The sequence below is a fragment of the Aurantimonas sp. C2-5-R2 genome, assembly GCF_036549495.1.
Taxonomy (GTDB): Bacteria; Pseudomonadota; Alphaproteobacteria; order Rhizobiales; family Rhizobiaceae; genus Aurantimonas; species Aurantimonas coralicida_A.
This window is the reverse complement of sequence record NZ_JAZHLJ010000029.1, coordinates 23,584-48,614: the sequence shown is the minus strand read 5'-3', so window position 1 is coordinate 48,614 and position 25,031 is coordinate 23,584. Positions and strand designations below refer to the sequence as shown.

Genomic DNA, 25,031 nt, shown 5'->3' with positions numbered 1-25,031 from the left:
ATCACCGGGACCCCCTCGAAATTCCTCGCAGCTTCTTTGAACGCATCACTGCCGCCGCGTGCTACCCGGCGTGAATGGCCAAAGTCGAGCTTAGATCAACAGTGTCCTGAACGCCGGAGTTCTGTAGGCCTAAATTTTCCGATCAGAGCGTGTACTCCGAACGTCAGCCTTTTCTGCAGAGCTACCGTTCATCTAAACGGAACGCGAGAGGCAGTGAAGACATCGTTTCAAAGGTCCTGTTTCATAGGTCTGACACTTTGGCCTCAGCTTTTCGTCCACGCTGCGTCTACCGGCAGCCCGCTTTCCTACTTCGTCAGCGCGCTCTGACGGGTGCCGCCGGTGCGCTTCAAATTCATGCCGATGACCGGCACCAGTTCGGACGCCACGCGGACCGAGACGGTGATCGCCATCGCGCCGGCTCCGTCGAGGCGGGCGATCATGGCGCCCTTGAGCTGCTTGCGGTCGAGGCCGACGACGATGCGGTCGCCGTCGACATTGCCGGAGACGATATCGAGGCCCTTGCCCTTGGCGCCGTCCTGGAAGGCGCCGGTATAGCCCTTGCCGGAACGCACCACCTCGGCCCGCATCGGCTGCGAGAACACGCCGACGCGGCAGGAGCCGTCCAATTCCATGCCCAATTTCTTCGGATGCTGGGAGCCGGCGAAGTCGCAGACGAATTTGGTGCCCTTGTATTTGCCGGCAACGATCTCGCCGGGTCCCGACCACTGGCCGACGACCTGGCGGAAGAACGCCTCGTCAGGTTCGGCAAGGGCAGGCGTCGCCAGCGCCGAACCGGCGGCGACGGCGAAAGCGAGACCGGCGGTCAGCATGCGGGACATGGGGCGAACCTTCCTGGCAGACGTAGTAGCTGGAACAGGCTGCCTTTATCGCCCGGAAGGGTTAATCAAGCCTTGCCGCGGTCTTCACGATTTGTCGCGTGACGTGTCATCCGAGGCTGACCGGGACGGCCGAATCGCGCCGATTGCGGTGAGATCGCCGAGGACGTCGCCGATCGACGGCCGGCGAACCCGCAGGAAGGGCAGGGGCCGGCAGAGATCCATCGCGGCAAGGCCCACGCGAGCTGTCAAAAGCCCATTGACCACGCCTTCACCGAGCCGTGCCGACAGCTTTGCCGCGACCCCGTGGCCGAGCAGTTGCTGCATGACGCCGTCGCCGATCGCGATCGTCCCGGTGACGGCCAGATGCGCCACCACGTCGCGGGTCAGCCGCACCAGGCCGAGCGTGCCGGGCCGGGCGCCGTAGAGTTCCGACATGCGGCGGATGAGCTTGACGGTCTCGAACAGCACATAGGCGACGTCGACCAGTGCCTTCGGACTGACGGCGGTGACTACCGACACCCGCTTGGCCGAAACGAGAACGAGGGCGCGCGCCTCGGCGTCGAGCGGCCCGAGCAGCTCGCGTTCGGCCAGCGCGATGAGATCGGCGCCGTCGATCACCTCGTCGTCGAGTTCGGCCATCCGCGCCCGGCCGTGGGCGGTCTTCGGCCGTTCGGAGAGAAGTGTGGTCAACGTTCGCACGACGGTTTTCGCGTCCGCGGAGGAATTGGCCTCGTAGGCGGCGAGCGCGGCCTGGCGCTCCCGGTCGACGGCGGCAAGCCGCATCAGGCCGATGATTTCCCGCAGGGCCACGCCAAGCGCGCCGACGACGAGCAGGATGGCAACGACGAGCGCCGCCCATCCGAGCCACTGCGACCGGGCGAACAGATCCCGAATCAGGGCGTCGACGGCGAGGCCGACACCGAGCGAGACGAGAACCCCGAGGGCGCCGAGGAACAATTTGCCGAAGGAGAAGCCGTGGCGCCGCCGTGCGGTCTGCTCGATCTCAAGCTCCAACATCGCCTCACGCTCGATGGCGTCGTCAGGCTCGATGGTGATCCGCGCCAGATCCTCGATGGCGCGCGGGGACCGCCCCGGCGTTGCGGTCTTTTGCTCCTGGTCGGAGCGGGGAATGCCCGCCTCTTCCAGCCGATACGCGCCGGGACGCCGGCCGGGACGGGGGCTCTCGTCGCCGCTCATGCCAGGCGATCTCCCAACAGGAATTCGAGGGCCCGGTCGAGCCGGATATGCGGCAGCGAGAGCGTCATCCCGGCCGCGTCGCGTTCGAGCTTCGGCGGCTTGAAGCGCACGAACCGGATTGGGTCCGCCGCGCCGCCGTCGCTGTCGACGAACAGCCGCGCGGGATCGGCAGGCAGATCGCCGGGAAAGATCGCGGTCTCGGTCTTGCCGTCGAAGGTTTCGTCGCCAATCGTCTCGCCGGCCGCGGGGGTGCCGACGATGACGGGCAGCGTGTCGCCGCGGTCATCGACGCTCGCCTCGCGGGTCGCCCGGATCGCGGCAAGGGCGAGAACGTCGGTTCGGGCGCCGGAAAATTTCGCGCGAGCGATGGCGTCGTCGAGCATTCGGCGAACGATGGATTCGAGCCTGCGATGGCTGTCGCGGTGGAGATGGTCGGCCTTGGTCGCGGCGACGAGGATGCGATCGATCCGCCTTGTCAGGAACGATCCGAGCCAGCTTGAGCGGCCGGGACGGAAGCAGGCGAGGATGTCGGCGAGCGCGGTTTCGAGATCGCGGACGGCCTCGGGGCCGGCGTTGATCGCCTGCATCACGTCGACGAGCAGGATCTGGCGGTCGAGCCGGGCGAAATGCTCGCGGAAAAAAGGTTTTACCACCACCGTCTTGTAGGCCTCGTAGCGCCGCGCCAGCAGCGCCGCGAGCGAGCCCTTCGGATAGGTGTGGCCGGGCTCGACCGGCAGCGGGGCGAAGGTGAGGGCGGGGGAGCCTTCGAGGTCGCCCGGCATCAGGAATCGCCCCGGCGGCAAAGTCGACAGGGCCGTCCTGTCGGCGCGGCAGGCTGTCAGATATTTGGCGAAGGCGGCGTGCAAGGCCTGGGCTGTCGGCTCGTCGGCCGGGGCTGCGAGATCCACCGTTTCGAGCAGCGCGAGATAGTCGCTGGCGAGAGGGCGGCGCGAGGGCAGCCGGGCGCGCGCGATCGCTTCAGTCGAGAAAGTCGAGAAATCCTTGTCCAGCAGCGGCAGGTCGAGCAGCCATTCGCCCGGATAGTCGACGATATCGATCGATAGCCGGCCACCGGAAAACATCCGTCCCCAACCCGACGCCGATTCATACTCGATCGTCAGCCGCAATTCGGAAATCGCCCGGGTCGATTGCGGCCAGGCCCGCTCCTCGAGGATCGTGCGGATATGGTCCTCATACTGGAAGCGCGGCACCGCGTCGTCCGGCTGCTCCTCCAGATAGCTGCGCAGGATGCGTCCCCCGGCCTGGGCTCCAAACAGCGGCAGCCGGCCCCCATGCAGGAGGTTGTGGACCAGCGCGGTAATGAAGACCGTCTTGCCGGCCCGCGACAGACCGGTGACGCCGAGACGCACGGTCGGGTGGAAAAGGCCGGTCGTCCGATCGGCGAAGGTATCGAGGACGAGACGGGCCTCGTCGGCAAGAGAGGTCATAGGCTGGGCGAAAATCCTCTGGAGACGGGCTGTCGGCGATATAGGCAGTGACGATGGGCGTCGAAAGTGCGCCTCCTTCGTCTAACGCAGATCATGGGGATCGACGAATTCGCGCAGCCGGCCGGTGCCCCGTTCGATCGCGTCCAGCGGCCCTGAAAACTCCACGACAGCGAGGCCGCAGGTGGGGAAGCCCATCCGAATGGCTTCGATGGCGGCGGGATCGCCATCCGCGATGAGCGACAGGGTGAATTCCTCGATCACCGGATTGTGCCCGACGAGGAGGATCGCATCGCAATCGCCGTGGCGCCGCGCGGCGTCGTAATAGGCCTCGACTCCCATGGCATAGAGGGCGTCCGAGGCTTCCTCGCGGCCTTCAGTCGGAAGTTTGGGGCGAATCCGGTCATAGGTCTCGCTCGCCCGCTTCGCCGTCGAACACACCACCACGTCGAAGCGGTAGCCTTTCCTTGCGATGAACTCCGCGAGCCGGTCGGCTTCCTTGCGTCCTCGCGCATCCAGCGGACGGTGGTGGTCGCGCTGGCCGGGAAGGGCCCACGATGAATGCGCGTGGCGCAGGATGTAGAGGCGGCGGCTGGGCGATAAGGCGGACATGGCGATGGACTATGCCGAAACGACGGCATCGGGCAATCCGGTGACGGTCAAGCGCGCGCGCTGCTTACCCGGAAAGGCGGCATCGCGGCTCTTCATGCCGAAACCCGCGAACGCACGGGCCGGCACGGATCTCGCCTGTCATAGCCGTGTCACGGCGCTGGTCGATGATTCCCCTCGAAAAGCGAAGAAAAACGGGATGTTAGAAACCCGTTCACTTTCAAGTTGTAGTCTATGAACAACTTGTTCGCTGCGGAAAGCGTCGTTATAAGCCCGATTGCGTGAACGGAGGTGCGTGATGAGCGAGACACTCAATATCGAGGCGACCTTGTCCGAGGACGGGCAGTTCATGAATGATGGCCAGAGGGATTATTTCCGCAAGAAGCTGCTGGCTTGGAAGGCGGAAATCCTGCGCGAGTCGCGAGAGACGCTTGCCGCCCTGGCCAATGACAACAGCAATCTCGCCGACGCGGCCGATCGCGCCTCGTCGGAAACGGACCGCGCCATCGAGTTGCGGGCGCGCGACCGCCATCGCAAGTTGATCGCCAAGATCGACGATGCGCTGGAGCGGATCGACGAGGGCACCTACGGCTATTGTGAAGAGACGGGTGAACCGATCAGCCTGAAACGGCTGGACGCCCGCCCGATCGCGACGATGTCCCTGGAAGCGCAGGAGCGGCACGAGCGCCGCGAGAAGGTCTATCGGGACGAGTAGCTCCTCGGACGGGGCCGCTTACACACCAAGATTTCGGCTGGCGCCTATAGGCTCAGCCAGCGAAAATTTGGTTTGGTCCCGAGTGACGGGGCGTGAATCGAAGAGCCACTGAACTCCCTCCATCACTGGTTTTCCGCACCTGCCATTTCGGCGGATGAGCCGCTACCAGCCACCGCTCTCTTCCAAGATCCTCGCATACACCCTGCCAAATGTGTCGATGTCAGAGCAGCGACCGGCCTCGGTATCGTGCGGCGGCACGCCTTGCCTTCAGGGTTTCAGCGTCAGACGCACACGAATAAGTTTCCGGGGATTGCCCGATTCAGTTGGCCTTGCGATCGCTGTCGTCGCCGAAATTGAAGTCGCCCAGCAACCGTTCCATTTCCTCTTCGAGTGTCAAAGGCACTGGCGCCGCGGCGGTGCGGGGCGGCGTGTCCGGCTGAACTGCCGAGCGAGGAGGCGTATCGCCTCCGGTGGATGAGGCAGGCGGCGCTGGTGCGACAACGCGCGGTGCCTCGGTCGCCGTCGCGGGATCCGGCTCTGATCTGGAGGCCTCGACTGGGGGCGCTCCGCGCGGCGCATCCGCACCTGGATCGCCGTCGTCGGGCTTGTCGGCGAAGAAGGCGTCGTTGCCAAAATCCGCATCCATCTCGGCCGAAAGGAAGTCCTCGAGACTCGGCTCGGCATCCGGAACGGACGGACGTTTCGGCGCGGCCTCTGTCTGGCTTGAGGACGTGGAACTCCCCCCGGCGGCAGGCGGCCCCGAACGCTGCCGATCCCGCTGGTCGGGACCGGCAAGCGATGTGTTCGCGTTATCTTGAGGTATCGTCGCCTCGGCTGCTTTAGGGGCTGGCTGCGGCATTTCCGGCGGCGCTTTGCGATTTTGTATCGCCGTGGCGAAGCTCCTGACCGACAGCGGCTGCCGCGGCGGGTCCCGGCGATCGACGGCATCGACGGCAATGGCCGGTGCGGTCGCATCCTGCACGCGTTCGAGGGTTGGGGACTGGGCGCGATTCATTTGCGCGCGCAGATCGGCGCGGGGCTGCTCGGCCTTGGAGGCCATCGGATCGCGTTGCACATCCGGCACTGCCAGCGACGGCTCACGTCGGCCGGAGGCAGGCGAGGCGGGGAGCGCCGCGTCCGATTTGGAGGCGGGAGACTCCGACGAGACGTTCCCGGCATCCGTCGTCGACCGGCTCTGCCGCAGGTTGAGCGTCGGCGTCGCGATGGAACGTGGAGGAAGGCTCCGCGCGGATGCGGGCGAGCAATCGGTATCTATTTCCGGGATGGGGGCCGCACTGTATGCGGGCGCCTTGGCCTGTTCGGTGCCGGCCGCCATTGGAGCTGGCGGGACCGTCGGGGCCGGAGGCACCGGCAAGGGCGCCGTCATCGGCGCGGGACGGGACTTGTTCTCGGATGGGGTCCGCGATGCGACCGCTTCCTGGTGGCGTGGTTCAGGGCGTGGAGCCAGCGGTTTCGCTTCCGGGGCAGGAATCGGAACGGGGATCGGTGCGACACCTTGAGCGGATGCGGGTTCCGGCGACATATCGTCTTCGAATTCCGGGAAATCGCCGCGTGGTTCGTCCCGACGGGCGCCAGTCGTGGCTCGAACGCGCAGAATGCTGCCCTCGATGAGAACGTCGTTCTGCCCACCGACGAGCACGAGATGTTCGACCTCGTCGCGTCGCACCAAGACGAGGCGGCGTTTCTCGTCGATTCGGGCGACATCCATGACCGCCAGTCGCGGAGCGCTCCCCTTGAAGCCGATGCCGATTCGGCTGCCGAAGGCTTTTTTGGCGAGCACGATCATCAGTATTGCCAACAGGCACACGGCGGTCGCCACGATCGCCACCCAGACGATTGACGCGAGACTTTCGCCTACTAGGTCGACGATCCATTGGGGCATGGGCGCGATTTCCTCCTGCGGCGCCGGAGACCAGCGAAGTTTCCTTCCGTCGCCCAACCCGGTTGACCGATCTTTCGGTCCGGGGCAAGTGCAACGTCAGCTTGGCTGTTCATAATGCGTGGACAACGGTGCGCGAAGTCAGCATGGGCATTTTTCGTGGTCTTGGTTGAATAAAGCTTGGACGCGATCACTCGCCTCGGATTCGCTTTTGATTCATAGTTGCGGCAAGCAGGGGCGAATCGACATGGATGGAGCGGCGATGGGCGCGGCCGAGAAGCCTTTGATCGACCGGGCTGCGGCCGCATCGGGTGTGCGGCGCCTGCTCGTTCTGGGTGGCTTGTTGACCGTCCTGGCGGCATCGCTGGCGCTGTTTGGCCACGCCTATGGCGCAATCGCGCTGCTGGTGATCTTCGGTGGCCTCGCCGTGGCTGGAATCGCCGCGATCTTCGCCACCGCACTCGGCTTCGTGCAATTCACCGACCGAATCGGCGAAGGCGCGATTGCCAAGGACTTTCTCGATACCGCGCGCAACGGGACGTTGATCGTCGATCGCAAAGGGCGAATCATCTACGCCAACAGTGCCTATGGCGAAACGACCGGCGCGACGACGGCCGCTGGCGTGAAAACGCTGGAACGGCTGTTGGCGCGTGAACCGGAGGCCTCCGAGGCGATCTATTTCCTCGCCAATCTGGCGCGTGAAAATCGTTCCGGCCAGCGCGAGTTTCGTCTGCCGCGCAGCCTCGCAGCGATGGCGGCTGGCAACGGCACGCCGCATTGGTATCGGGCCTCGGTGCGCCCGCTCGCGACCTCGCGTGGAACGCTGCAAGCCTGGCAGATTCTCGATATCACCGCCGACCGCCAGTCGCAGGAAAGTTCCTTCCAGGATCTCCAGCACGCGATCGACTATCTCGACAGGGCGCCCGCGGGTTTCGTGGCGACGGACGCGGATCTGAAGATCGCCTATCTCAACGCCACGCTGGCCGGATGGCTGGGCGTCGATCTGGTAGAGTTCAAGCCCGGCGAGCTTTCCCTTCTCGATTTCGTGCCGGAAGCGTCAGGCGCGTTGCTGGCGCCCAATGCCAGCGACGATGACGCGGACGGAACCAGCATCGTCGATCTCGATCTCATCACCCGCGACGGGCAAAGCCTTCCGGTGCGGCTCCTGCGCAAGCCGGTGGCAGACGACGCCGCGGCGCCGGGGATCGTGCGAACGCTCGTTCTCAGCCGCAGCGCGAAGAGCGAAGCGGCGGATACGGCGGAACTGGCCGAGGCGCGTTTCACCCGCTTCTTCAATTCGTCCCCCATGGCGATCGCGGCGCTGGACGAGGACGGGCGCGCGATCCGTTCCAACGCGGCCTTCCGGCAGGTCTTCGGTCTGGATGCATCCGGCGGCACCGCCGAGATCGTCGGTAGCATCCGCGAAAGCGATCGCGATGGTCTGCGACAGGCGCTCGCTGCCGCGGTTCGCGGGCAAGCTGGAATCGCGCCTGTCGATGCCGAAATTCTGGGCGAGAGGCCGCGCTCTGTCCGGCTTTATATCAGCGCGATTCCGAAGGCCGGACCGGACACTCACGAAGCGGCGATTCTCTACGGTGTCGAGATCACCGAGCAAAGGGCGCTGGAGGAGCAATTCGCCAAAAGCCAGAAGATGCAGGCGATCGGCAATCTGGCCGGCGGTATCGCCCACGACTTCAACAACGTGCTGACGATCATCACCGCGTCTGTGGACTTTCTCCTGCTCAACCATCGCACCGGAGATCCCTCGTTCCAGGACCTTTTGCTGATCAAGCAGAGCGCCAACCGCGCTGCCTCGCTGGTGCGCCAGTTGCTGGCCTATTCGCGCCGGCAGACGATGCGGCCGAAGATGCTCAACCTCACCGACGTCGTCGCCGACATGCACCTGCTCCTGAAGCGTGTCAGCGGCGATCACGCCAAGCTGGAGCGTCATCACGCCCGTGACCTGTGGCCGGTGATGGCCGATATCGGCCAATTCGAGCAGGTGATCACCAATCTGGTTCAAAATGCCCGCGACGCGATGCCCGACGGCGGAACGATCACTATCTCCACTCGCAATGTCGAGGCCGCCGAAGCCCGCGGCTTTGCATATGCGGAACTGACCGAAGGCGAGTATGTCCTGGTCGAGGTCGCGGACACCGGAACCGGGATTCCATCGGACCTCGCCGAACGCATTTTCGAGCCGTTCTTCACCACCAAGGAGATCGGCAAGGGCACTGGCCTTGGCCTGTCGATGGTCTATGGCATCGTCAAACAGTCGAGCGGCTTCATCTTCGTCGACTCCAAGGCCGGCGAGGGCACGGTCTTTCGAATCTTCCTGCCACGGCACATCCCAGATCAGGTCGCGGCGGCGAAAATCGCGGCGAGTGCGATCGCCTCCTCAAACGCCAAGCTCGACCTTTCGGGAACGGCGTCGATCCTGCTCGTCGAGGACGAGGATCACGTGCGGGCCGGCAATGTCCGCGCTCTCAAGATGCGCGGCTACGACGTCCACGAAGCCGCCTCCGGCATCGAGGCGCTGGAAGTGATGGAAGAACTGGACGGTCAGATCGAGCTCGTGGTCTCCGACGTGGTCATGCCGGAAATGGACGGGCCATCGCTGCTCCGCGAGATGCGCAAGAAGCGACCGGATCTGAAATTTATCTTCGTGTCGGGCTACGCCGAGGACGCGTTCGCCAAGAACTTGCCGGAGGGCGAAAAGTTCGGCTTCCTCGCCAAGCCGTTCTCGCTGCGCGAACTGGCCGTCGCCGTCAAAACCATGATTGACGAATAGGCTCGAACCGCTGCCGCTTCCCAGCTCACGCGGTCTTGGCCATGGCGACGGCGATGCGTCCGGCCAGCCGCGCGTTGGCCTCGACCAGCGCGATGTTGGCGGCGAGCGAGCGCCCCTCGCTCAAATGATACATGCGATCGAGCAGGAACGGCGTGACGGCCTTGCCGCTGATCCCTTGGACTTTCGCGTCGCTGAGGGCCTGTTCGATCCAGCCCTCGACCATTCCGCGCGGCAACGCCTGATCCTTCGGCACCGGATTGGCGACCAGCATACCCCCGCCGATCGAAAGAGAGCTCCGCGCTCTCTGAAAGGCGGCGATCTCGTCCGCCGTATCGAGCCGAAGGGGGGCGGGCAGGCCGGATTCGCGCGACCAGAAGGCAGGTAACTCATCGGTGCCGTAGCTGATGACCGGAACGCCTTTTGTCTCCAAGACTTCCAGGGTTTTATTGAGATCGAGAATCGCCTTCGCCCCGGCGCAAACCACGATAACCGGCGTTCTCGCAAGCTCCTCCAGATCGGCGGAAATGTCGAAGCTCGTATCGGCGCCGCGATGAACGCCGCCGATACCGCCGGTGGCGAAGACGCCGATCCCGGCGAGATCGGCGGCGATCATCGTCGCAGCGACCGTGGTCGCGCCGGTTCGCCCCGTGGCGACGGCATAGGCAAGGTCGGCCCGCGACAGCTTCATCGCATCCCGGGTCGTCGCGAGTGCGTCCAGTTCCTGGTCGTCGAGTCCGACAACCAAGTGCCCATCCAGAACCGCGATGGTCGCTGGGACGGCGCCTTGCTTGCGTATGATCGCCTCGACATTGCGGGCCATGTCGCGGTTCTGTGGATAGGGCATGCCGTGGGTGATGATGGTCGATTCCAGCGCCACCACTGGCCGTCGGCTGCGAATCGCATCAGTGACCTCGGCAGAGGACCTGAACGGGAGCGTCACGGACATCACAGCGACCTTTCCGGTAAATGAGGATCTGGCAGAGCCGCGGCGCCCTCCTGGATCAGTCGAGGGAAATCGCGTGGCGGAAACGGATCGACAGAAATCCGGATCGATGACGCTACCAGGCCCGCGCGGACGCAATCGATCCATTCACGCCCCTCGCAAAGGCCGACGAGCGCGGCTGCGGCCAGCGTGTCCCCGGCGCCGGTGACGTCCCTTGGAATCACGACGGGGGGCTCCTGGAAGGCGATCGTCTCGCCGTCAATCACCACGACTTGCCTCGGTCCATCGGTAATGACGGCGCGCCGTGCACCGAGTTCGATCAGGAGTTCGGCGAGGAGCCTGGGGCTCGTGCCAGAACTGGCCTCGACCAGGCTTGCCGCCTCGGCATGCGAAAGAAACAGCGCCGAAAGCGAGCGAATTGCCCCGTGCAGGCGGCGAACTTTGGCGGGCGAGACACCTATCGCCGCGATGGGACGCCCGCCGGCGGCCTTCGCCAGCGCGTCGATCGATCCGCTCGGCAGGTTCGCGTCGACCAGCAATGCGTCGACCTCATCTATCGCTGCCCTGACATGCCGCCGCGTGAACACGCGCGGAACCAGGAGATCGTAAAGGCCCATGTCCGCGACGCCGGCAACAAGCTCGCTCCGGTCGTCCAATATGGCCGTATAGGTTGGTGTCGCCCGGTCGATCCAGGTGATGGAGACATCGGTGAACTTGCGAGCGGCGATTGCCTGGGCAATTCGGTAGCCGTCGGAATCGCCGCCCCTGGCGCTTTGCAGCACCACCGCGCAACCGAGCGCGTCCAGCGTCAAGGCGGCGTTGAACGCGGCACCGCCCGGCATGTCGAAGAAGCGGCCGGGGTTCGACGCGGCGGGACGATACGGCGCATCGGCCTTGGCGCGCCGGTCGATATGGGCCGCACCGACAACGAAGACGGAGAGGGAATGAGATGAAATTCCGGACTTCTTCATAAAACTTTAACAGACAGTGAGAGCGGACTGCGATTCGGCTTGCGACGATAAACCGGAACAAACCAGGAATATGGGCTTGCCCAATGAGAACAAATAGCGTACACGTTTGGTTCAGGCCGCATCATTGCACCCCCGTCCAACGCGTGGAATAAGGTCCCGTCTCCATGGCACAGAACACACTCCGTCTCGTCGAGGAAAATTCGTTGGACAAGAACAAGGCTCTCGATGCCGCGCTTTCGCAGATCGAGCGGGCGTTCGGCAAGGGCTCGATCATGCGGCTCGGCGCGAACGAGAAGATCGTCGAGATCGAAACCGTGTCGACGGGCTCGCTCGGACTCGACATCGCGCTCGGTGTCGGCGGGCTGCCGAAAGGCCGGGTCATCGAGATCTACGGGCCGGAAAGTTCGGGCAAGACGACGCTCGCCCTGCATACGATCGCCGAGGCCCAGAAGAAGGGCGGGATCTGCGCCTTCGTCGACGCCGAACACGCGCTGGACCCGGTCTATGCCAGGAAGCTCGGCGTGGATTTGGAGAATCTGCTGATCTCGCAGCCCGATACCGGCGAGCAGGCCTTGGAGATAACCGACACCCTGGTTCGCTCGGGCGCGATCGACGTGCTGGTCATCGATTCGGTCGCGGCGTTGACGCCGCGGGCGGAAATCGAGGGCGAGATGGGCGATTCCCTGCCGGGCATGCAGGCGCGACTGATGAGCCAAGCGCTGCGTAAGCTGACCGGTTCGATCTCCCGCTCTAAATGCATGGTCGTTTTCATCAACCAGATCCGCATGAAGATCGGCGTAATGTTCGGTTCGCCGGAGACGACCACGGGCGGCAACGCCTTGAAGTTCTATGCCTCGGTTCGTCTGGACATTCGCCGTATCGGCGCGATCAAGGACCGCGACGAGGTCGTCGGCAACCAGACCAAGGTCAAGGTCGTCAAGAACAAGCTGGCGCCGCCGTTCAAGCAGGTTGAATTCGACATCATGTATGGCGAGGGCGTGTCGAAGACCGGAGAACTCATCGATCTCGGCGTCAAATCCGGGATTGTCGAAAAATCCGGCGCCTGGTTCTCCTACAACAGTCAGAGACTGGGGCAAGGGCGCGAGAATTCGAAGAATTTCCTGCGCGACAATCCCAGTGTCGCCAATGAGATCGAGGCCCTGATCCGCCAGAACGCCGGCCTGATTGCCGAGCAACTGCTCGTCGATCCCGGCGGCGAGGACAGTGCCGACGAGGGCTGAACCGCCGGGCTCCGGTCGCGGCCGTCGCTGAGATGCGCGCCGGCGAACCGGAGCTTGATGGACACTGCTTCCGGGCCTCTGTACAAAGCGCCTTCGATAGGGATCGGAGGCGCTTCTTTGCGTGGTCCGGCCGTGTTTTTCCGTCAGTTTTCCGAAGGTCGCATTCATGAGTGGCGTCAACGAAATCCGGTCCGCGTTTCTCGATTATTTCGCGAAGAACGACCACGAGCCGGTCGCGTCCTCGCCGCTGGTGCCGCGCAACGACCCGACGCTGATGTTCACCAACGCCGGGATGGTGCAATTCAAGAACGTCTTCACCGGCGTGGAGAAGCGTCCTTACTCCCGGGCCGTCACCTCGCAGAAATGCGTGCGCGCCGGCGGCAAGCACAACGACCTCGACAATGTCGGCTATACCGCCCGCCATCACACCTTCTTCGAGATGCTGGGGAACTTCTCTTTCGGCGATTATTTCAAGGCTCGGGCGATCGAGCTCGCCTGGAACCTGATCACCAAGGAGTTCGATCTGCCGGCGGACCGGATGCTGGTGACCGTTTTTTCCGAAGATGAAGAGGCGGCCACCCTCTGGCGCAAGATTGCGGGGCTGCCCGACGACCGCATCATCCGCATCGCTACTTCGGACAATTTCTGGTCGATGGGCGAGACTGGCCCGTGCGGCCCGTGTTCGGAGATCTTTTTCGACCACGGCGAGGGCATTCCCGGCGGGCCTCCGGGCAGCCCGGACGAAGACGGAGACCGGTTCATCGAGATCTGGAATCTGGTCTTCATGCAGTTCGAGCAGCTCTCGGCCGACGAGCGCATGGAACTGCCGCGTCCGTCGATCGACACGGGCATGGGGCTGGAGCGGATCGCAGCCGTCCTCCAAGGCGTCCACGACAATTACGATATAGATCTGTTCAAGGCGTTGATCGAGGCGGTCGAGGCGGCGGTCGGTTCGCGGGCCGAGGGCGACAAGATTGCCAGCCACCGGGTCATCGCCGACCATTTGCGGGCGACCGCGTTTCTCATCGCGGACGGGGTGCTGCCGTCCAACGAGGGACGCGGCTACGTGTTGCGGCGGATCATGCGACGGGCGATGCGCCATGCCAAGTTGCTCGGTGCCCGTGAACCGGTGCTGTTCAAGGTGCTGCCGACGCTGGTCGCCGAGATGGGCCGTGCCTTTCCCGAACTCGTGCGGGCCGAGGCATTGATTTCGGAAACACTGAAGCTTGAGGAGAAGCGATTCCTGCAGACCCTTGATCGCGGTTTGACGCTGCTGACGGATGCGACCGAAGGCATGGGCGCCGGCCAGAAGCTCTCCGGCGAGACGGCGTTCAAGCTTTACGACACCTACGGTTTTCCGCTCGATCTGACGCAGGACGCACTGCGCCAGCGCGGCATCGAGGTCGATCTCGATGCGTTCAATACGGCGATGGCGCGCCAGAAGGCCGAGGCAAGGGCCAGTTGGTCCGGCTCCGGCGATGCGGCGTCTGAAAATATCTGGTACCCGATCCGCGAGCGCGCCGGTGCGACGGAGTTCCTCGGCTACGATACCGAGCGGGCGGAGGGCGTGGTTATGGCGCTGGTCAAGGACGGGCAGGAGTTGGACCGTGCCGAGACGGGCGAGGAGATCTTCGTCGTTCTCAACCAGACGCCATTTTACGGCGAGTCGGGCGGCCAACTCGGCGATGCCGGCATGATGCGCGGCGACAAGGTCGAGATCGAAATCAGTGATACGCAGAAGGTGGCGGATGGTTTGTTCATCCATCGCGGCACGGTCAAGACGGGCGCGGTTCGCGGCGGCATGCCGCTCGACCTTCAGGTCGATCATTCGCGGCGGTCGCGTATCCGGCTCAATCATTCGGCCACCCATCTTCTTCATGAGGCACTGCGTCAGGTGCTGGGAACCCATGTGGGCCAGAAGGGCTCGATGGTCGCGCCGGGGCGGCTGCGCTTCGACTTCTCCCATCCCAAGCCGTTGGACGCAGCGGAGATCGCCGAAGTCGAGCGGCTGGCCAATCGGATCGTGCTGCAGAACGCTTCGGTGGAAACCCGGCTGATGGCTGTGGACGACGCGATGGCGGCGGGAGCGATGGCGCTGTTTGGTGAGAAATACGGCGACGAGGTCCGGGTGGTCTCGATGGGGACGGCCGAGGAGGGCGAAAAGGCTGGCCGGCCGTTCTCGATCGAGCTCTGCGGCGGCACGCATGTTGCCGCGACCGGCGACATCGGGTTGGTCCATATCGTCGGCGAGAGCGCTGTCGGTGCCGGCGTGCGGCGCATCGAGGGGCTCACGGGCGAGGCGGCGCGGGCCTACTTCGTCGAACAGGACGAGCGCGTGCGACGCATGGCGTCGGCGCTGAAGGTCGCGCCCGCCGAGGCGGCGGAGCGGTTGGAGGCGGTCGTCGAGGAGCGGCGTCGGTTGGAGCGCGAACTCGCTGAGGCGAGGAAGCGGCTCGCGCTCGTGGGTGATGGTGCCGGACAGGGTTCGTCCGCCGCGCCGAAGGATGTCGGTGGCGTCAGCTTCATGGGACGGGTACTCGAGGGCGTCGCCGGCAAGGATCTCAAGAGCCTCGTCGATGAGGCCAAGGCCGGGCTCGGCTCCGGTGTCGTCGTGTTCGTCAGCGTCGCCGACGGCAAGGCCAGCGTCGTCGTCGGCGTCACGCCGGATCTGACCGAGCGGTTCGACGCGGTGTCGCTGGTGCGGCAGGCCAGCGCGGCGATCGGCGGCAAGGGCGGCGGCGGTCGTCCGGACATGGCGCAGGCCGGCGGGCCCGACGGGGATAAAGCGAGCGACGCGGTGTCCGCTGTCGAGGCGGCGCTGGCGGCCTGACCGCCGTGGTCGGTTGGACGGGTTGCTTTTGAAGGCTCGCAGCAGGCGACCTTCTGCGCGGTGCCTGATTCACGGGTATCGGGTTGCGTCGGCATTGGCCCAGCGCTGGCGCTAACGAGCGGACAGCATGAAAAAGGGGAGCGGCCCGGCCGCTCCCCTTTTTCTATTTGCGCGTGACGCTGGCGCTCAGGCCATCGCCTTCTGCAGGTTTTCGTCGATCTTGTCGAGGAAACCGGTGGTCGACAGCCAGGGCTGGTCAGGGCCTATCAGCAGCGCCAGATCCTTGGTCATAAAGCCGCTTTCGACGGTGGAGATGCAGACCTTTTCCAGCGTGTCGGCGAAGCGCTTCAGCTCGGCGTTGTCGTCGAGCTTGGCCCGGTGCGCGAGGCCGCGCGTCCAGGCGAAGATCGAGGCGATCGAGTTCGTCGAGGTCTCCTGGCCCTTTTGATGCTGGCGATAGTGCCGCGTCACTGTGCCGTGCGCGGCTTCCGCCTCGACGGTCTTGCCATCGGGGGTCATCAGCACGGAGGTCATCAGGCCGAGCGAGCCGAAGCCCTGCGCGACCGTGTCGGACTGGACGTCGCCGTCGTAGTTCTTGCAGGCCCAGACGTAGCCGCCGGACCACTTCATCGACGATGCCACCATGTCGTCGATCAGGCGATGCTCATAGACGATGCCCTTGGCGTCGAACTCGGTCTTGAACTCTGCGTCGAAGATCTCCTGGAAGATATCCTTGAAGCGGCCGTCATACTGCTTGAGGATCGTGTCCTTGGTGGAGAGGTAGACGGGGTAGCCGCGCTGCAGGCCGTAATTCAACGATGCGCGGGCGAAATCCCGGATCGAATCGTCGAGATTGTACATCGCCATGGCGACGCCGGCTGCCGGAGCGTCGAACACCTCGTGCTCGATCGTCTCGCCGTCCTCGCCGACGAATTTGATCGTCAGCTTGCCCTTGCCCGGAAACCTGAAGTCCGTCGCGCGGTACTGGTCGCCATAGGCATGGCGGCCGATGATGATCGGCTTGGTCCAGCCGGGTACGAGGCGCGGCACGTTCTTGGCGATGATCGGTTCACGGAAGATGACGCCGCCGAGGATGTTGCGGATGGTGCCGTTTGGCGAGCGCCACATCTTCTTCAGGTTGAATTCGCTCACCCGGCCCTGATCGGGCGTGATCGTGGCGCATTTCACGCCGACGCCGTACTGCTTGATCGCATTGGCTGCGTCGATCGTCACCTGGTCGTCCGTCGCGTCGCGATGTTCGACACCGAGATCGTAATATTTCAGGTCGATGTCGAGATAGGGGTGGATCAGCTTTTCCTTGATGAAATGCCAGATGATCCGGGTCATCTCGTCGCCGTCGAGTTCCACGACCGGATTGTCGACCTTGATCTTTGCCATCGGCGCCTTCCTTGAAAACAAATCGGCGGCCTGAGGGGCCGCGCAGGTGACGAAAGGAAGCGGGGCCGCTTCCCGAAGCTCAGCGCGCCCTATAGCACCGGCACCCGTCGGCGCAAAGCAGTGTGGCCGTTTCGCGGGAGCAACCGGGCTGGCGGATGCTGAAATACCAGGAGTCAAAAATGCCGAAGTCGGTTTTCGTGGAGGCGCCCTGTGGGCTGGTGCGCGGCTTGGAGGAGAACGGCATCGCCGGATTTCGCGGTATTCCCTATGGCGAGCCGCCGGTCGGCCGGGCCCGCTTTGCCGCCCCCAAACCCGCCCGGCGATTCGCGGCGATTTTTCACGCTGACAGTTATGGGCCGGCGGCGCCGCAGCGCCGATCGCTGCCGGAGCCGTTCGCCAGGCTCTCCCCAGTGACGCGTTCCTTCAGTGAGAGTTGCCTCAATCTGCATGTCTGGACCCCGGACATAACCGGGCGAAGACCTGTTTTGGTCTTCATCCATGGTGGTGGTTTCATCATCGGCGCGGGCGCGCAATATCCCGGCGACGATCTCGCTCGTCGCGGCGACGCCGTTGTGGTGACGTTGAACTACCGCCTGGGCTTCTTTGGCTTCAATGCCTTCGCCGAGATCTTTCCGGGCGACGATCGCTTCGTCGCCAACGCCGGCCTTCTGGATCAGCGTCTGGCACTGGAATGGGTGCGAGACAACATCGCGGCCTTCGGCGGCGATCCCGACCGCGTCACCATCGCCGGCGAGTCGGCCGGCGCGGCGTCCGTCGCGTTTCACCTCGTCGCGCCGCGGTCGCAGCCGCTCTACGCCCAGGCTATCCTGCAGTCCGGAACGCTGAACCTCTTCTACACGCGCGAACGGGCAATGGAGGTGAGCCGGGACGTTCTGCGGATACTGTCGCCAAACGGTGAGCGGGAGCGGCTCTTCCGGATGGATCACGACGCCTTCGCCGTGGCCACGCGATCTCTGGCGGACAAGCACACCGGGATTTTGTCCCGCCCGTATCTCGATGGTGCCGAGCTTCCCGACGCGAGCCTGTCGGCGCTCTATGGCGCGATGAAGCCGGTGCCGCTGCTGATCGGGACGAACCGCGACGAATTCTCGCTTTTCAGCGAATTGTCGATGTTCCGCATCGACAGCCGCAAGGGCGCGCTGGCGAAGTGGGTCGAAAGCGCGGCGGGGGCCGAGACTGCGGGGTGCATCTCCCGGCTTTATTCGGACGACCGGGACGGGCGGATCGGCTTCGGAACCGATCTCCTGTTTCGGATGGCGGCGATCCATCAGGCCGATGTTCATTCGAGCCGCGCGCCGACCTTCATGTATCGTCTCGACTGGGAGGCTAAAGGGCTGCTGTCGCGCCTGGGCGCCACCCATTCGGTCGATCTGCCACTCCTCTTCGAGGACTTCCTCAAGCCGTTTCGCGCCGTTTACCTCGGCATTCTGCCGGACCCTCGGCGCCAAGCGCTGGCCGAGCGGATGCGGAGCCACTGGATGTGCTTCGTCAACCAAGGCCGACCGGGAGAAGACTGGCCCGCCTATGAAGCCGACACCCGCGAGACGAAAATCTTCGCGCTCCCCGATCGTGTGCTGTCCGATCCCGAACGTGACCGCCGCGTCGCGTGGCAGGGGGTCGACGGCTATACGTTTTAAGCGATCGCAGGCCGGCAAAATCGCGCCACGACTTGGCGGGGCGGAAGGAGCGCGCTATCAGCCGTGCGGCAAGAAGGATCGCGAATTTGATGCCCGCCCGCACCCCTCCCACGCCGGAACCAGGACCGGTGATCGTCCTCGTCGAGCCGCAGCTCGGCGAAAACATCGGCATGGTCGCGCGGGCCATGGCGAATTTTGGTCTCGTCGATCTGCGCCTGGTCAAGCCGCGCGACGGCTGGCCGAGCGACAAGGCAAGGGCCGCGGCGTCCCGTGCCGACCACGTTATCGACGCCGTCCGTCTGTTCGATTCGGTCGAGGCGGCGGTGGCCGATCTGACGTTCATCCTCGCCACGACGGCGCGGGCGCGCGACAGCTTCAAGCCGGTGCGGGGGCCGGAGACGGCGGCGGGCGAATTGCGGGCGCGAATCGGTGCCGGCCAGCCCGCCGGTATCCTGTTTGGCCGGGAGCGTTTCGGACTGTCGAACGAAGAGGTCGGGCTCGCCGACGAGATCGTGACATTTCCGGTCGATCCGGCGTTTGCCTCGCTCAATATCGCCCAAGCCGTGCTGTTGATGAGCTATGCATGGCGCATGGCGGGCACGGACGATCCGGCCAAGCCGCGCTTCGCCGCGCCCGAGGCCCCGGCGGCGAAGAAAGCCGATCTTCACGGGCTGTTCGGACACCTGGAATCCTCGCTGGCCAAGACGGGATATTTCCATCCGCCCGAAAAGCGCGAGGTGTTCGTCCAGAACCTTCGCACCATGCTGACCAAGGCCGGCTTTTCCGAACCCGAAGTGCGGACCCTGCGCGGTGTCGTCAAGGCGTTCGATTTCGCCATCGCACGGGGAGAGGGCGCGAAATGAGCGATCCCATTCTGGTCTTCGATTCCGGCATCGGCGGCCTGACGGTTCTGCGAGAGCTGAGAACCGTCATGCCGGATCGCCGTTTCGTCTATGTCGTCGACGACGCGGGCTTTCCCTATGGCGATTGGGAGGAGGCGCCACTGGTTCAGCGCGTCTCGGGCCTTTTCACGGAGTTGATCGCGACCCACCGGCCCACCGCCGCCGTCATCGCCTGCAATACGGCTTCGACGCTGCTGCTGCCGGAGTTGCGGGAACGCTTCTCCATTCCTTTCGTCGGCACCGTGCCCGCTATCAAGCCGGCGGCCGAGCGCACCCGTTCGGGCCTCGTCAGCGTGCTTGCGACCCCAGGCACCGTGCGGCGCGACTATACACGCGGCCTGATCGACAATTTCGCGCGCCAATGCGAGGTGACGCTGGTCGGCTCCCAGAAGCTGGCCGGTATGGCGGAAAGCCATATCCGGGGGCAGGCGGTCGACGGAAAAGCCCTATGGGGCGAGATCGCCGAGTGCTTTGTCGAGCGGGACGGACGGCGCACCGACATTGTCGTCCTTGCTTGCACGCACTACCCGTTTCTCGCCAACATATTCCGCAAGCTGGCGCCGTGGCCGGTCGACTGGCTCGACCCCGCCGAGGCGATCGCGCGGCAGGCATTCAAGGTGTCAGGCGCGGCCGTTGCGGCTGAGCTGCCGGAGGGCTTCGACCATGCGGTCTTCACCTCCGGCGCGCCAGACCACGCGACCCGGCGACTGATTCACGGATTCGGGCTGGCGCTGTGAGCCGTTCCGCGGGCTGAAATCAACCGCGCTGAAAGGTAAGATCCGAGACCGTCACTGCCTTGCCGTCGATCTTTTCCACAACCTGCATCCGGAAGGATTTTCCGCCAGGGTTCTTGATCAGCATCCGCGCCGTGTTGTCATCATAAATGACGCGGCCCCAGGTCACCCTGAGATCGAGCGTATCGCCCTTCAGCTTGCCGACAAGGCGGGCCGGGCCGCTGGATGAGCCCGTATAGCTTCCCGAATAGGTGCCGGTCGCTGGATCGAGTTTGAGGTCGGCGCCGATCGTCCGACTCATGATCAGCATGGCCCGGCAGGTTCCGGCCAACGAGAACGAGGTCTTGCTGCCGCGGCTGCCCGCGACCTTGCAACTCACATTGTTCGGTCGCGGGAGTTGCTCCACCTTCACCGAACCGCCGCCGGTCCAGCCACCATCGTAGCGGGCGAAATAGTCGGCTGGCTGGGCAATGGCCACAAGAGAGGAAACGGCCAGGAACGCAGCGGTCGACGGGAACATCAGGGGCTTCATGGCGGATCCGTTTCTTTGGCTGGTTAGCGGCCCAGCTTTGGCGAGCCGTTGCGGCCGATTGATGACGAATTGCGCCGCAAAATCGTGCCGAGGGGAACGACCTCGCGCGGTTGGCGTTGGTCCGTCAACACACTCACGAAGGCTTGACCGCACATGGATATCATTCGCATCATCGTCGCCATCCTCCTGCCGCCGCTCGGCGTCTTTCTGCAGGTTGGCCTGGGCAAGCATTTCTGGATCAACGTTCTCCTGACGCTGTTTGGCTACATCCCCGGTATCATCCACGCCATTTGGGTCATCGCGAAGTACTGAGGCCGGTATCCGGATGGGTCGTTGACACCCATGCGGCCGGCCGTTAGGAAGCACTCATCCGGTTGGGATCCGTTCCAGCCGGTTTTTGACGTGTCCCGTGGACGGCATCGCCTCGTGCCCATGCCGTCCTGTCAGTCCGCGAAAACGGCGGGCAGAGGAGGGCGCGTTTCCTTGAAAGCCCGCGGACGGTCCGCCGAGCTTCGTTGCTATTGAAGGAAATGCGATGAGCAAGCGCGCATCAGCGAAATACAAAATCGATCGCCGCATGGGCGAAAACATCTGGGGACGTCCCAAGTCCCCGGTCAATCGCCGTCAGTACGGGCCGGGCCAGCATGGCCAGCGTCGCAAGGGCAAGGTGTCCGATTTCGGCGTGCAGCTGCGCGCCAAGCAGAAGCTCAAGGGCTATTACGGCGACGTTTCAGAAAAGCAGTTCCGCAAGATCTACGAAGAGGCCGCACGCCGTCGTGGCGACACCTCCGAGAACCTGATCGGCCTCCTGGAGAGCCGGCTCGACGCCGTCGTCTATCGCTCGAAATTCGTCGCGACGGTCTTTGCGGCACGCCAGTTCGTCAACCATGGTCATGTCAACGTCAACGGCCGGCGCACGAACATCCAGTCCTACGTCTGCAAACCGGGCGACGTGATCGAGGTGCGGCCGAAATCAAAGCAGTTGGCCATCGTGCTCGAGTCGATCCAGCTCGCCGAGCGCGACGTGCCGGAATATATCGAGGTCGATCATCAGAAAATGGTCGCGACCTACCAGCGTGTGCCGGGCCTCCACGATGTGCCGTATCCGGTGCAGATGGAGCCGAACCTGGTCGTCGAGTTCTACTCGCGCTGATAGCCGTTCGACCCGTTACGAATGCGAAGGCCGTCCCTCGGGGCGGCCTTTTTCTTTGGATTCGTGGCAAGTCCCTGTGCGTCAACATATCGGCGTTACGATGGCTGTATGATAGGGGTCGACGCTCGCGGAGTGTCCTCGGCTGATTCAGAAGACCGGAGGGACGGCGGAATTCATGGGCGGGGACGTGGACGGCGGGCCTCGAACGGTGGTGACCGACGCCGCCAAGGAGCGGATCAAGCTCCGGTCGAACTGGTTGTACGGCCTATCGATCGTGACGTTCGCCATCGGGACGCCGGCTTCTTCCACCTGGGCCGTATTCGATTCAGGTCTAGGGTCAAGGCTAATAAACTGAACGAATAACTCGGATGACGACTTCGACCCCAGGACGGACCTCAACCGGTCGGTTGCTTGCCGGTGTTAGCCGCCCATTGAGCGTCAAAGGCACGCTTGTAGGCGGGCCGCGCTTCGCCGCGGGCCAAATAGGCGGAGAGGTTCGGATAGTCGTCCAGCATACCCGACGCTTTCAACCGGAGCAGCACCGACACCATCATGAGGTCGCCCGCGCTGAACGCGCCATCGAGCCAGTCGGCATCTCCAAGGCGACGGGAAAGCTGGCCCAGCCGGTTCCGGACGCGATCCTCGACGAGAGGCATGCGTTGCGCGGACCAAGACTTGTCGTCCTCAAGGAGCTTGGCGGTTTCGAGTTCAAGGATCGGCGGCTCCACCGTGCTGAGCGCGGCGAACATCCATGTGATCGCGCGCGCCCGGGCATTCGCATCGTCTGGCAACAGGCCCGCATGGCGCTCCGCGATATGGAACACGATCGCCCCCGTCTCGAACAAGCCGAGACCGCCTTCTTCGTAGGTCGGAATCTGCGCGAAAGGATGAAGCGCCAGATGTGCGGGTTCCTTCATCGCCCTGAACGAAACAAGACGAACCTCGTAGGGTTGGGCCACTTCTTCTAGCGCCCAGCGAACGCGTGTATCACGCGCCAGTCCCTTGCCGCCATCGGGTGACCGTTCAAAGGCGGTAATGGTGATGGTCATCGTGAGGCTCCTCCTTTGCATCGCGGCAACCGTTATCTTTTGGCTCGGTCAATGAGTCCTGTCCCTAGGCTTTTGGTCGACCGTTGGCCTGTTCATCCTGGCGCTGGTTCGTCTTTTCATCGCTTGAATCCTACATCTGAGGGCATTCCGCAATCTGAAGGAACTGGACGAATGACCCTTTGTCAGATCGTCCTTCTGTCGATAGTGCCGCTCGGCGCTCTGGCCTTGCTCGGCGCTTCCTGCTGGCATGACCGGCGTCATCCGCCGAAACCTCCTCCCGTCGAGCGATGATGACGACGGAACTCGATTAGTCTATCGCGGGATGGCCGTCCCTCGGGGCGGCCTTTTGTTTTGCGACGTCGCCGTTTAGACGGAGGCGAAACGGGGGAAGGGACGATGATGCTGGAGGAAGATCGCCGCGACGCCGCTAATCCGACCGACGAAGTCGGCGAACCGGAAAGCGAGGCCGAGGGCGCCCATCCGCTGTTTCGCGACGTTCCGTCTTCGGTCGGTTTCAAGAAACTGCGCAAGCGCCTGTTGCGTGAAATGCGCGAAACGATCGCGCAGTGCGCCATGGCGCGGCCCGGCGCCCGCTGGCTCGTTGGTATCTCCGGCGGCAAGGATTCCTACGCGCTGCTGGCGCTGCTGCACGACCTCAAATGGCGCGGCCTGCTGCCGGTCGATCTTCTGGCCTGCAATCTCGATCAGGGCCAGCCGAACTTTCCCAAGCACGTCCTGCCGGATTTCCTGACCCGCTTCGGCATCGCGCACCGGATCGAATATCGCGACACCTATTCGGTCGTGACCGAAAAGGTGCCGGAGGGCGCCACCTATTGCGCGCTGTGTTCGCGGCTGCGGCGCGGCAATCTCTATCGCATAGCGCGCGAGGAAGGTTGCGAGGCACTGGTTCTCGGCCATCACCGGGACGACTGCCTCGAAACCTTCTTCATGAACCTGTTTCATGGCGGCCGGCTCTCGGCCATGCCCGGCAAGCTTCTCAACGATGATGGCGACCTTCTCGTCCTGCGCCCGCTCATCCGGTCGGCCGAGGAGGATATAGCGAAATTCTCCGCCGCCATGGCGTTTCCGATCATCCCCTGCGATCTCTGCGGCAGCCAGGACGGGCTACAGCGCAATGTCACAAAACAGATGCTCGCCGACCTGGAGCAGCGGTTTCCCGGCCGCAAGCAGGTGATGATGCGGGCGCTGTCGAACGTGCGGGCCGGGCACCTGCTCGATCCGTCGCTGTTCGATTTCGCCTCTCTTTCTCCTTCGTCCGAAAGCCGAGACTCTTGACCCACTCCGTCGACATCGAGCGCCTGGCCGAGATCCTGCGCGCTGCCGCCAAGGCCGAAATCATGCCACGCTTTCGCAACCTGTCGGATGCCGACATCCGTCAAAAGACATCGGCGACCGACCTCGTGACGGAAGCCGACGAGGCGGCGGAGCGCTTCATCGCGCGCGAATGCCGCGAGTTGGCCCCGGACGCGCTGTTCGTGGGGGAGGAATCTGTGGCTGCGGATCCGCACCTCCTCGACCAGCTTGATGGAGCCGAGCTCGCGATCGTCGTCGATCCGATCGACGGGACGGCCAATTTCGCCGCTGGTCTTCCGCTATTTGCGGTCATGGCTGCGGTGGTGGTGAAGGGCGAGACCGTCGGCGGCATCATCTATGACCCGTTGGGCGACGATTTCATGCTGGCGGAGAAGGGGGCCGGCGCCATCCGCAGGACCCCATCGGGAGAGACGCAACCGCTCAGCGTGGCAAAGCCTGTCGCGCTGGCCGACGCTGTGGGCTGCGTCAGCGCGACCCATTTTCCCGCCGACGAGAAGGCAGCCTTGCTGCCGCGTCTCGGAGCGGTGAAGATCGTCGGCAACTACCGCTGTGCCGGCCACGAATATCGCCTGCTCGCTTCGGGCGGCACGCATTTCTCGCTCTATTCGCAACTGATGCCGTGGGACCATCTGGCCGGATGTCTGCTGGTCGCCGAGGCGGGTGGGCATGTCGCCAAGGCCCACGGCTCATCCTATACGCCGAGGGACCGCGACGGCTCGCTGATCGCGGCGTGCGATTCCGGCCTCTGGCAGGATGTCCGTGACGGGCTGCTGCCCGTTTAGGCTCGCT

At 64.2% G+C, this 25,031-nt stretch carries 22 protein-coding genes; 12 read left to right on the top strand and 10 right to left on the bottom strand.

The annotated features are described in order from the left end of the window. Nucleotides 1-305 precede the first annotated feature (305 nt). The 4 genes from VQ044_RS13790 to VQ044_RS13775 form a co-directional block, all read right to left on the bottom strand. Nucleotides 306-839 carry a hypothetical protein gene (locus VQ044_RS13790; protein ID WP_442872918.1) on the bottom strand — a complete coding sequence of 178 codons (534 nt, stop codon included), beginning with the start codon at nt 837-839 and terminating at the stop codon, nt 306-308. A gap of 84 nt (nt 840-923) precedes the next feature. Next, entirely contained in the window at nt 924-2,036 is a 1,113-nt protein-coding gene (locus VQ044_RS13785) for a YcjF family protein (protein ID WP_327647765.1), read from the bottom strand. Further along, on the bottom strand, nt 2,033-3,484 hold the full coding sequence (locus tag VQ044_RS13780; RefSeq protein ID WP_327625347.1) for a YcjX family protein: 1,452 nt from the start codon (nt 3,482-3,484) through the stop codon (nt 2,033-2,035). Before VQ044_RS13780 ends, VQ044_RS13785 begins: the two co-directional genes overlap by 4 nt. Before the next feature lie 81 nt (nt 3,485-3,565). Continuing rightward, nucleotides 3,566-4,093: a SixA phosphatase family protein gene (locus tag VQ044_RS13775; protein ID WP_327625346.1), complete on the bottom strand. Its 528-nt coding sequence runs from the start codon at nt 4,091-4,093 to the stop codon at nt 3,566-3,568. Here VQ044_RS13775 and VQ044_RS13770 point away from each other — a divergent pair. Both VQ044_RS13770 and dksA read left to right on the top strand, forming a co-directional pair. Next, entirely contained in the window at nt 4,092-4,328 is a 237-nt protein-coding gene (locus VQ044_RS13770) for a hypothetical protein (RefSeq protein WP_327647764.1), read from the top strand. The two genes, VQ044_RS13775 and VQ044_RS13770, sit on opposite strands and share 2 nt — an antisense overlap. Nucleotides 4,329-4,388: 60 nt before the next feature. Then, a complete protein-coding gene (gene dksA, locus VQ044_RS13765) occupies nt 4,389-4,805 on the top strand; it encodes an RNA polymerase-binding protein DksA (RefSeq protein ID WP_327647763.1) in 417 nt (138 codons plus the stop codon). Between the two features lie 319 nt (nt 4,806-5,124). Here dksA and VQ044_RS13760 read toward each other — a convergent pair whose 3' ends face one another. Further along, nucleotides 5,125-6,708 carry a hypothetical protein gene (locus VQ044_RS13760; RefSeq protein WP_327647762.1) on the bottom strand — a complete coding sequence of 528 codons (1,584 nt, stop codon included), beginning with the start codon at nt 6,706-6,708 and terminating at the stop codon, nt 5,125-5,127. Nucleotides 6,709-6,952: 244 nt separating this feature from the next. Here VQ044_RS13760 and cckA point away from each other — a divergent pair, with 244 nt between their 5' ends. Beyond that, nucleotides 6,953-9,496: a cell cycle histidine kinase CckA gene (gene cckA / locus VQ044_RS13755; protein WP_442872920.1), complete on the top strand. Its 2,544-nt coding sequence runs from the start codon at nt 6,953-6,955 to the stop codon at nt 9,494-9,496. A gap of 25 nt (nt 9,497-9,521) precedes the next feature. Here cckA and VQ044_RS13750 read toward each other — a convergent pair whose 3' ends face one another. After that, nucleotides 9,522-10,442 (bottom strand): pseudouridine-5'-phosphate glycosidase, encoded by a 921-nt coding sequence (locus tag VQ044_RS13750; RefSeq protein ID WP_327647760.1) that lies wholly within the window; start codon nt 10,440-10,442, stop codon nt 9,522-9,524. Then, entirely contained in the window at nt 10,442-11,410 is a 969-nt protein-coding gene (locus tag VQ044_RS13745; protein ID WP_327647758.1) for a carbohydrate kinase family protein, read from the bottom strand. Before VQ044_RS13745 ends, VQ044_RS13750 begins: the two co-directional genes overlap by 1 nt. 164 nt (nt 11,411-11,574) lie before the next feature. On the opposite strand from VQ044_RS13745, the gene recA reads away from it, so the two are divergent. Next, nucleotides 11,575-12,651, top strand: coding sequence for a recombinase RecA (gene recA / locus VQ044_RS13740; protein ID WP_327625337.1), 1,077 nt, complete (start codon nt 11,575-11,577; stop codon nt 12,649-12,651). Nucleotides 12,652-12,817: 166 nt separating this feature from the next. Beyond that, nucleotides 12,818-15,481, top strand: coding sequence for an alanine--tRNA ligase (gene alaS / locus VQ044_RS13735; protein WP_327647756.1), 2,664 nt, complete (start codon nt 12,818-12,820; stop codon nt 15,479-15,481). Nucleotides 15,482-15,667: 186 nt separating this feature from the next. On the opposite strand, the gene VQ044_RS13730 is transcribed toward alaS, so the two are convergent. Beyond that, on the bottom strand, nt 15,668-16,879 hold the full coding sequence (locus tag VQ044_RS13730; RefSeq protein WP_327647755.1) for an NADP-dependent isocitrate dehydrogenase: 1,212 nt from the start codon (nt 16,877-16,879) through the stop codon (nt 15,668-15,670). A 179-nt stretch (nt 16,880-17,058) separates the two neighbouring features. On the opposite strand from VQ044_RS13730, the gene VQ044_RS13725 reads away from it, so the two are divergent. The 3 genes from VQ044_RS13725 to murI all read left to right on the top strand — a co-directional run bounded on the left by VQ044_RS13725 (nt 17,059) and on the right by murI (nt 20,176). Continuing rightward, nucleotides 17,059-18,537 (top strand): carboxylesterase/lipase family protein, encoded by a 1,479-nt coding sequence (locus VQ044_RS13725; RefSeq protein WP_327647753.1) that lies wholly within the window; start codon nt 17,059-17,061, stop codon nt 18,535-18,537. 89 nt (nt 18,538-18,626) lie between these two features. Next, nucleotides 18,627-19,400, top strand: a complete 774-nt coding sequence (locus tag VQ044_RS13720) for an RNA methyltransferase (RefSeq protein WP_327647752.1) — start codon at nt 18,627-18,629, stop codon at nt 19,398-19,400. Continuing rightward, a complete protein-coding gene (gene murI, locus VQ044_RS13715) occupies nt 19,397-20,176 on the top strand; it encodes a glutamate racemase (protein ID WP_327647750.1) in 780 nt (259 codons plus the stop codon). Before VQ044_RS13720 ends, murI begins: the two co-directional genes overlap by 4 nt. A gap of 19 nt (nt 20,177-20,195) precedes the next feature. Here the strand turns inward: murI and VQ044_RS13710 are convergent, their stop codons facing one another. Further along, nucleotides 20,196-20,705 carry a hypothetical protein gene (locus VQ044_RS13710; protein ID WP_327647748.1) on the bottom strand — a complete coding sequence of 170 codons (510 nt, stop codon included), beginning with the start codon at nt 20,703-20,705 and terminating at the stop codon, nt 20,196-20,198. A gap of 153 nt (nt 20,706-20,858) precedes the next feature. On the opposite strand from VQ044_RS13710, the gene VQ044_RS13705 reads away from it, so the two are divergent. Both VQ044_RS13705 and rpsD read left to right on the top strand, forming a co-directional pair. Further along, nucleotides 20,859-21,017: a YqaE/Pmp3 family membrane protein gene (locus VQ044_RS13705; RefSeq protein ID WP_206454445.1), complete on the top strand. Its 159-nt coding sequence runs from the start codon at nt 20,859-20,861 to the stop codon at nt 21,015-21,017. A 223-nt stretch (nt 21,018-21,240) separates the two neighbouring features. After that, complete coding sequence (gene rpsD, locus VQ044_RS13700) at nt 21,241-21,858, top strand: 30S ribosomal protein S4 (RefSeq protein WP_327625351.1); 618 nt, start codon at nt 21,241-21,243, stop codon at nt 21,856-21,858. Nucleotides 21,859-22,253: 395 nt separating this feature from the next. On the opposite strand, the gene VQ044_RS13695 is transcribed toward rpsD, so the two are convergent. Then, a complete protein-coding gene (locus VQ044_RS13695) occupies nt 22,254-22,907 on the bottom strand; it encodes a glutathione S-transferase family protein (RefSeq protein ID WP_327647747.1) in 654 nt (217 codons plus the stop codon). A 399-nt stretch (nt 22,908-23,306) separates the two neighbouring features. Here VQ044_RS13695 and ttcA point away from each other — a divergent pair, with 399 nt between their 5' ends. Both ttcA and VQ044_RS13685 read left to right on the top strand, forming a co-directional pair. Then, a complete protein-coding gene (gene ttcA, locus VQ044_RS13690; protein WP_327647766.1) occupies nt 23,307-24,203 on the top strand; it encodes a tRNA 2-thiocytidine(32) synthetase TtcA in 897 nt (298 codons plus the stop codon). Further along, on the top strand, nt 24,200-25,024 hold the full coding sequence (locus tag VQ044_RS13685; RefSeq protein WP_327647745.1) for an inositol monophosphatase family protein: 825 nt from the start codon (nt 24,200-24,202) through the stop codon (nt 25,022-25,024). Before ttcA ends, VQ044_RS13685 begins: the two co-directional genes overlap by 4 nt. The last annotated feature ends 7 nt before the right edge of the window (nt 25,025-25,031 follow it).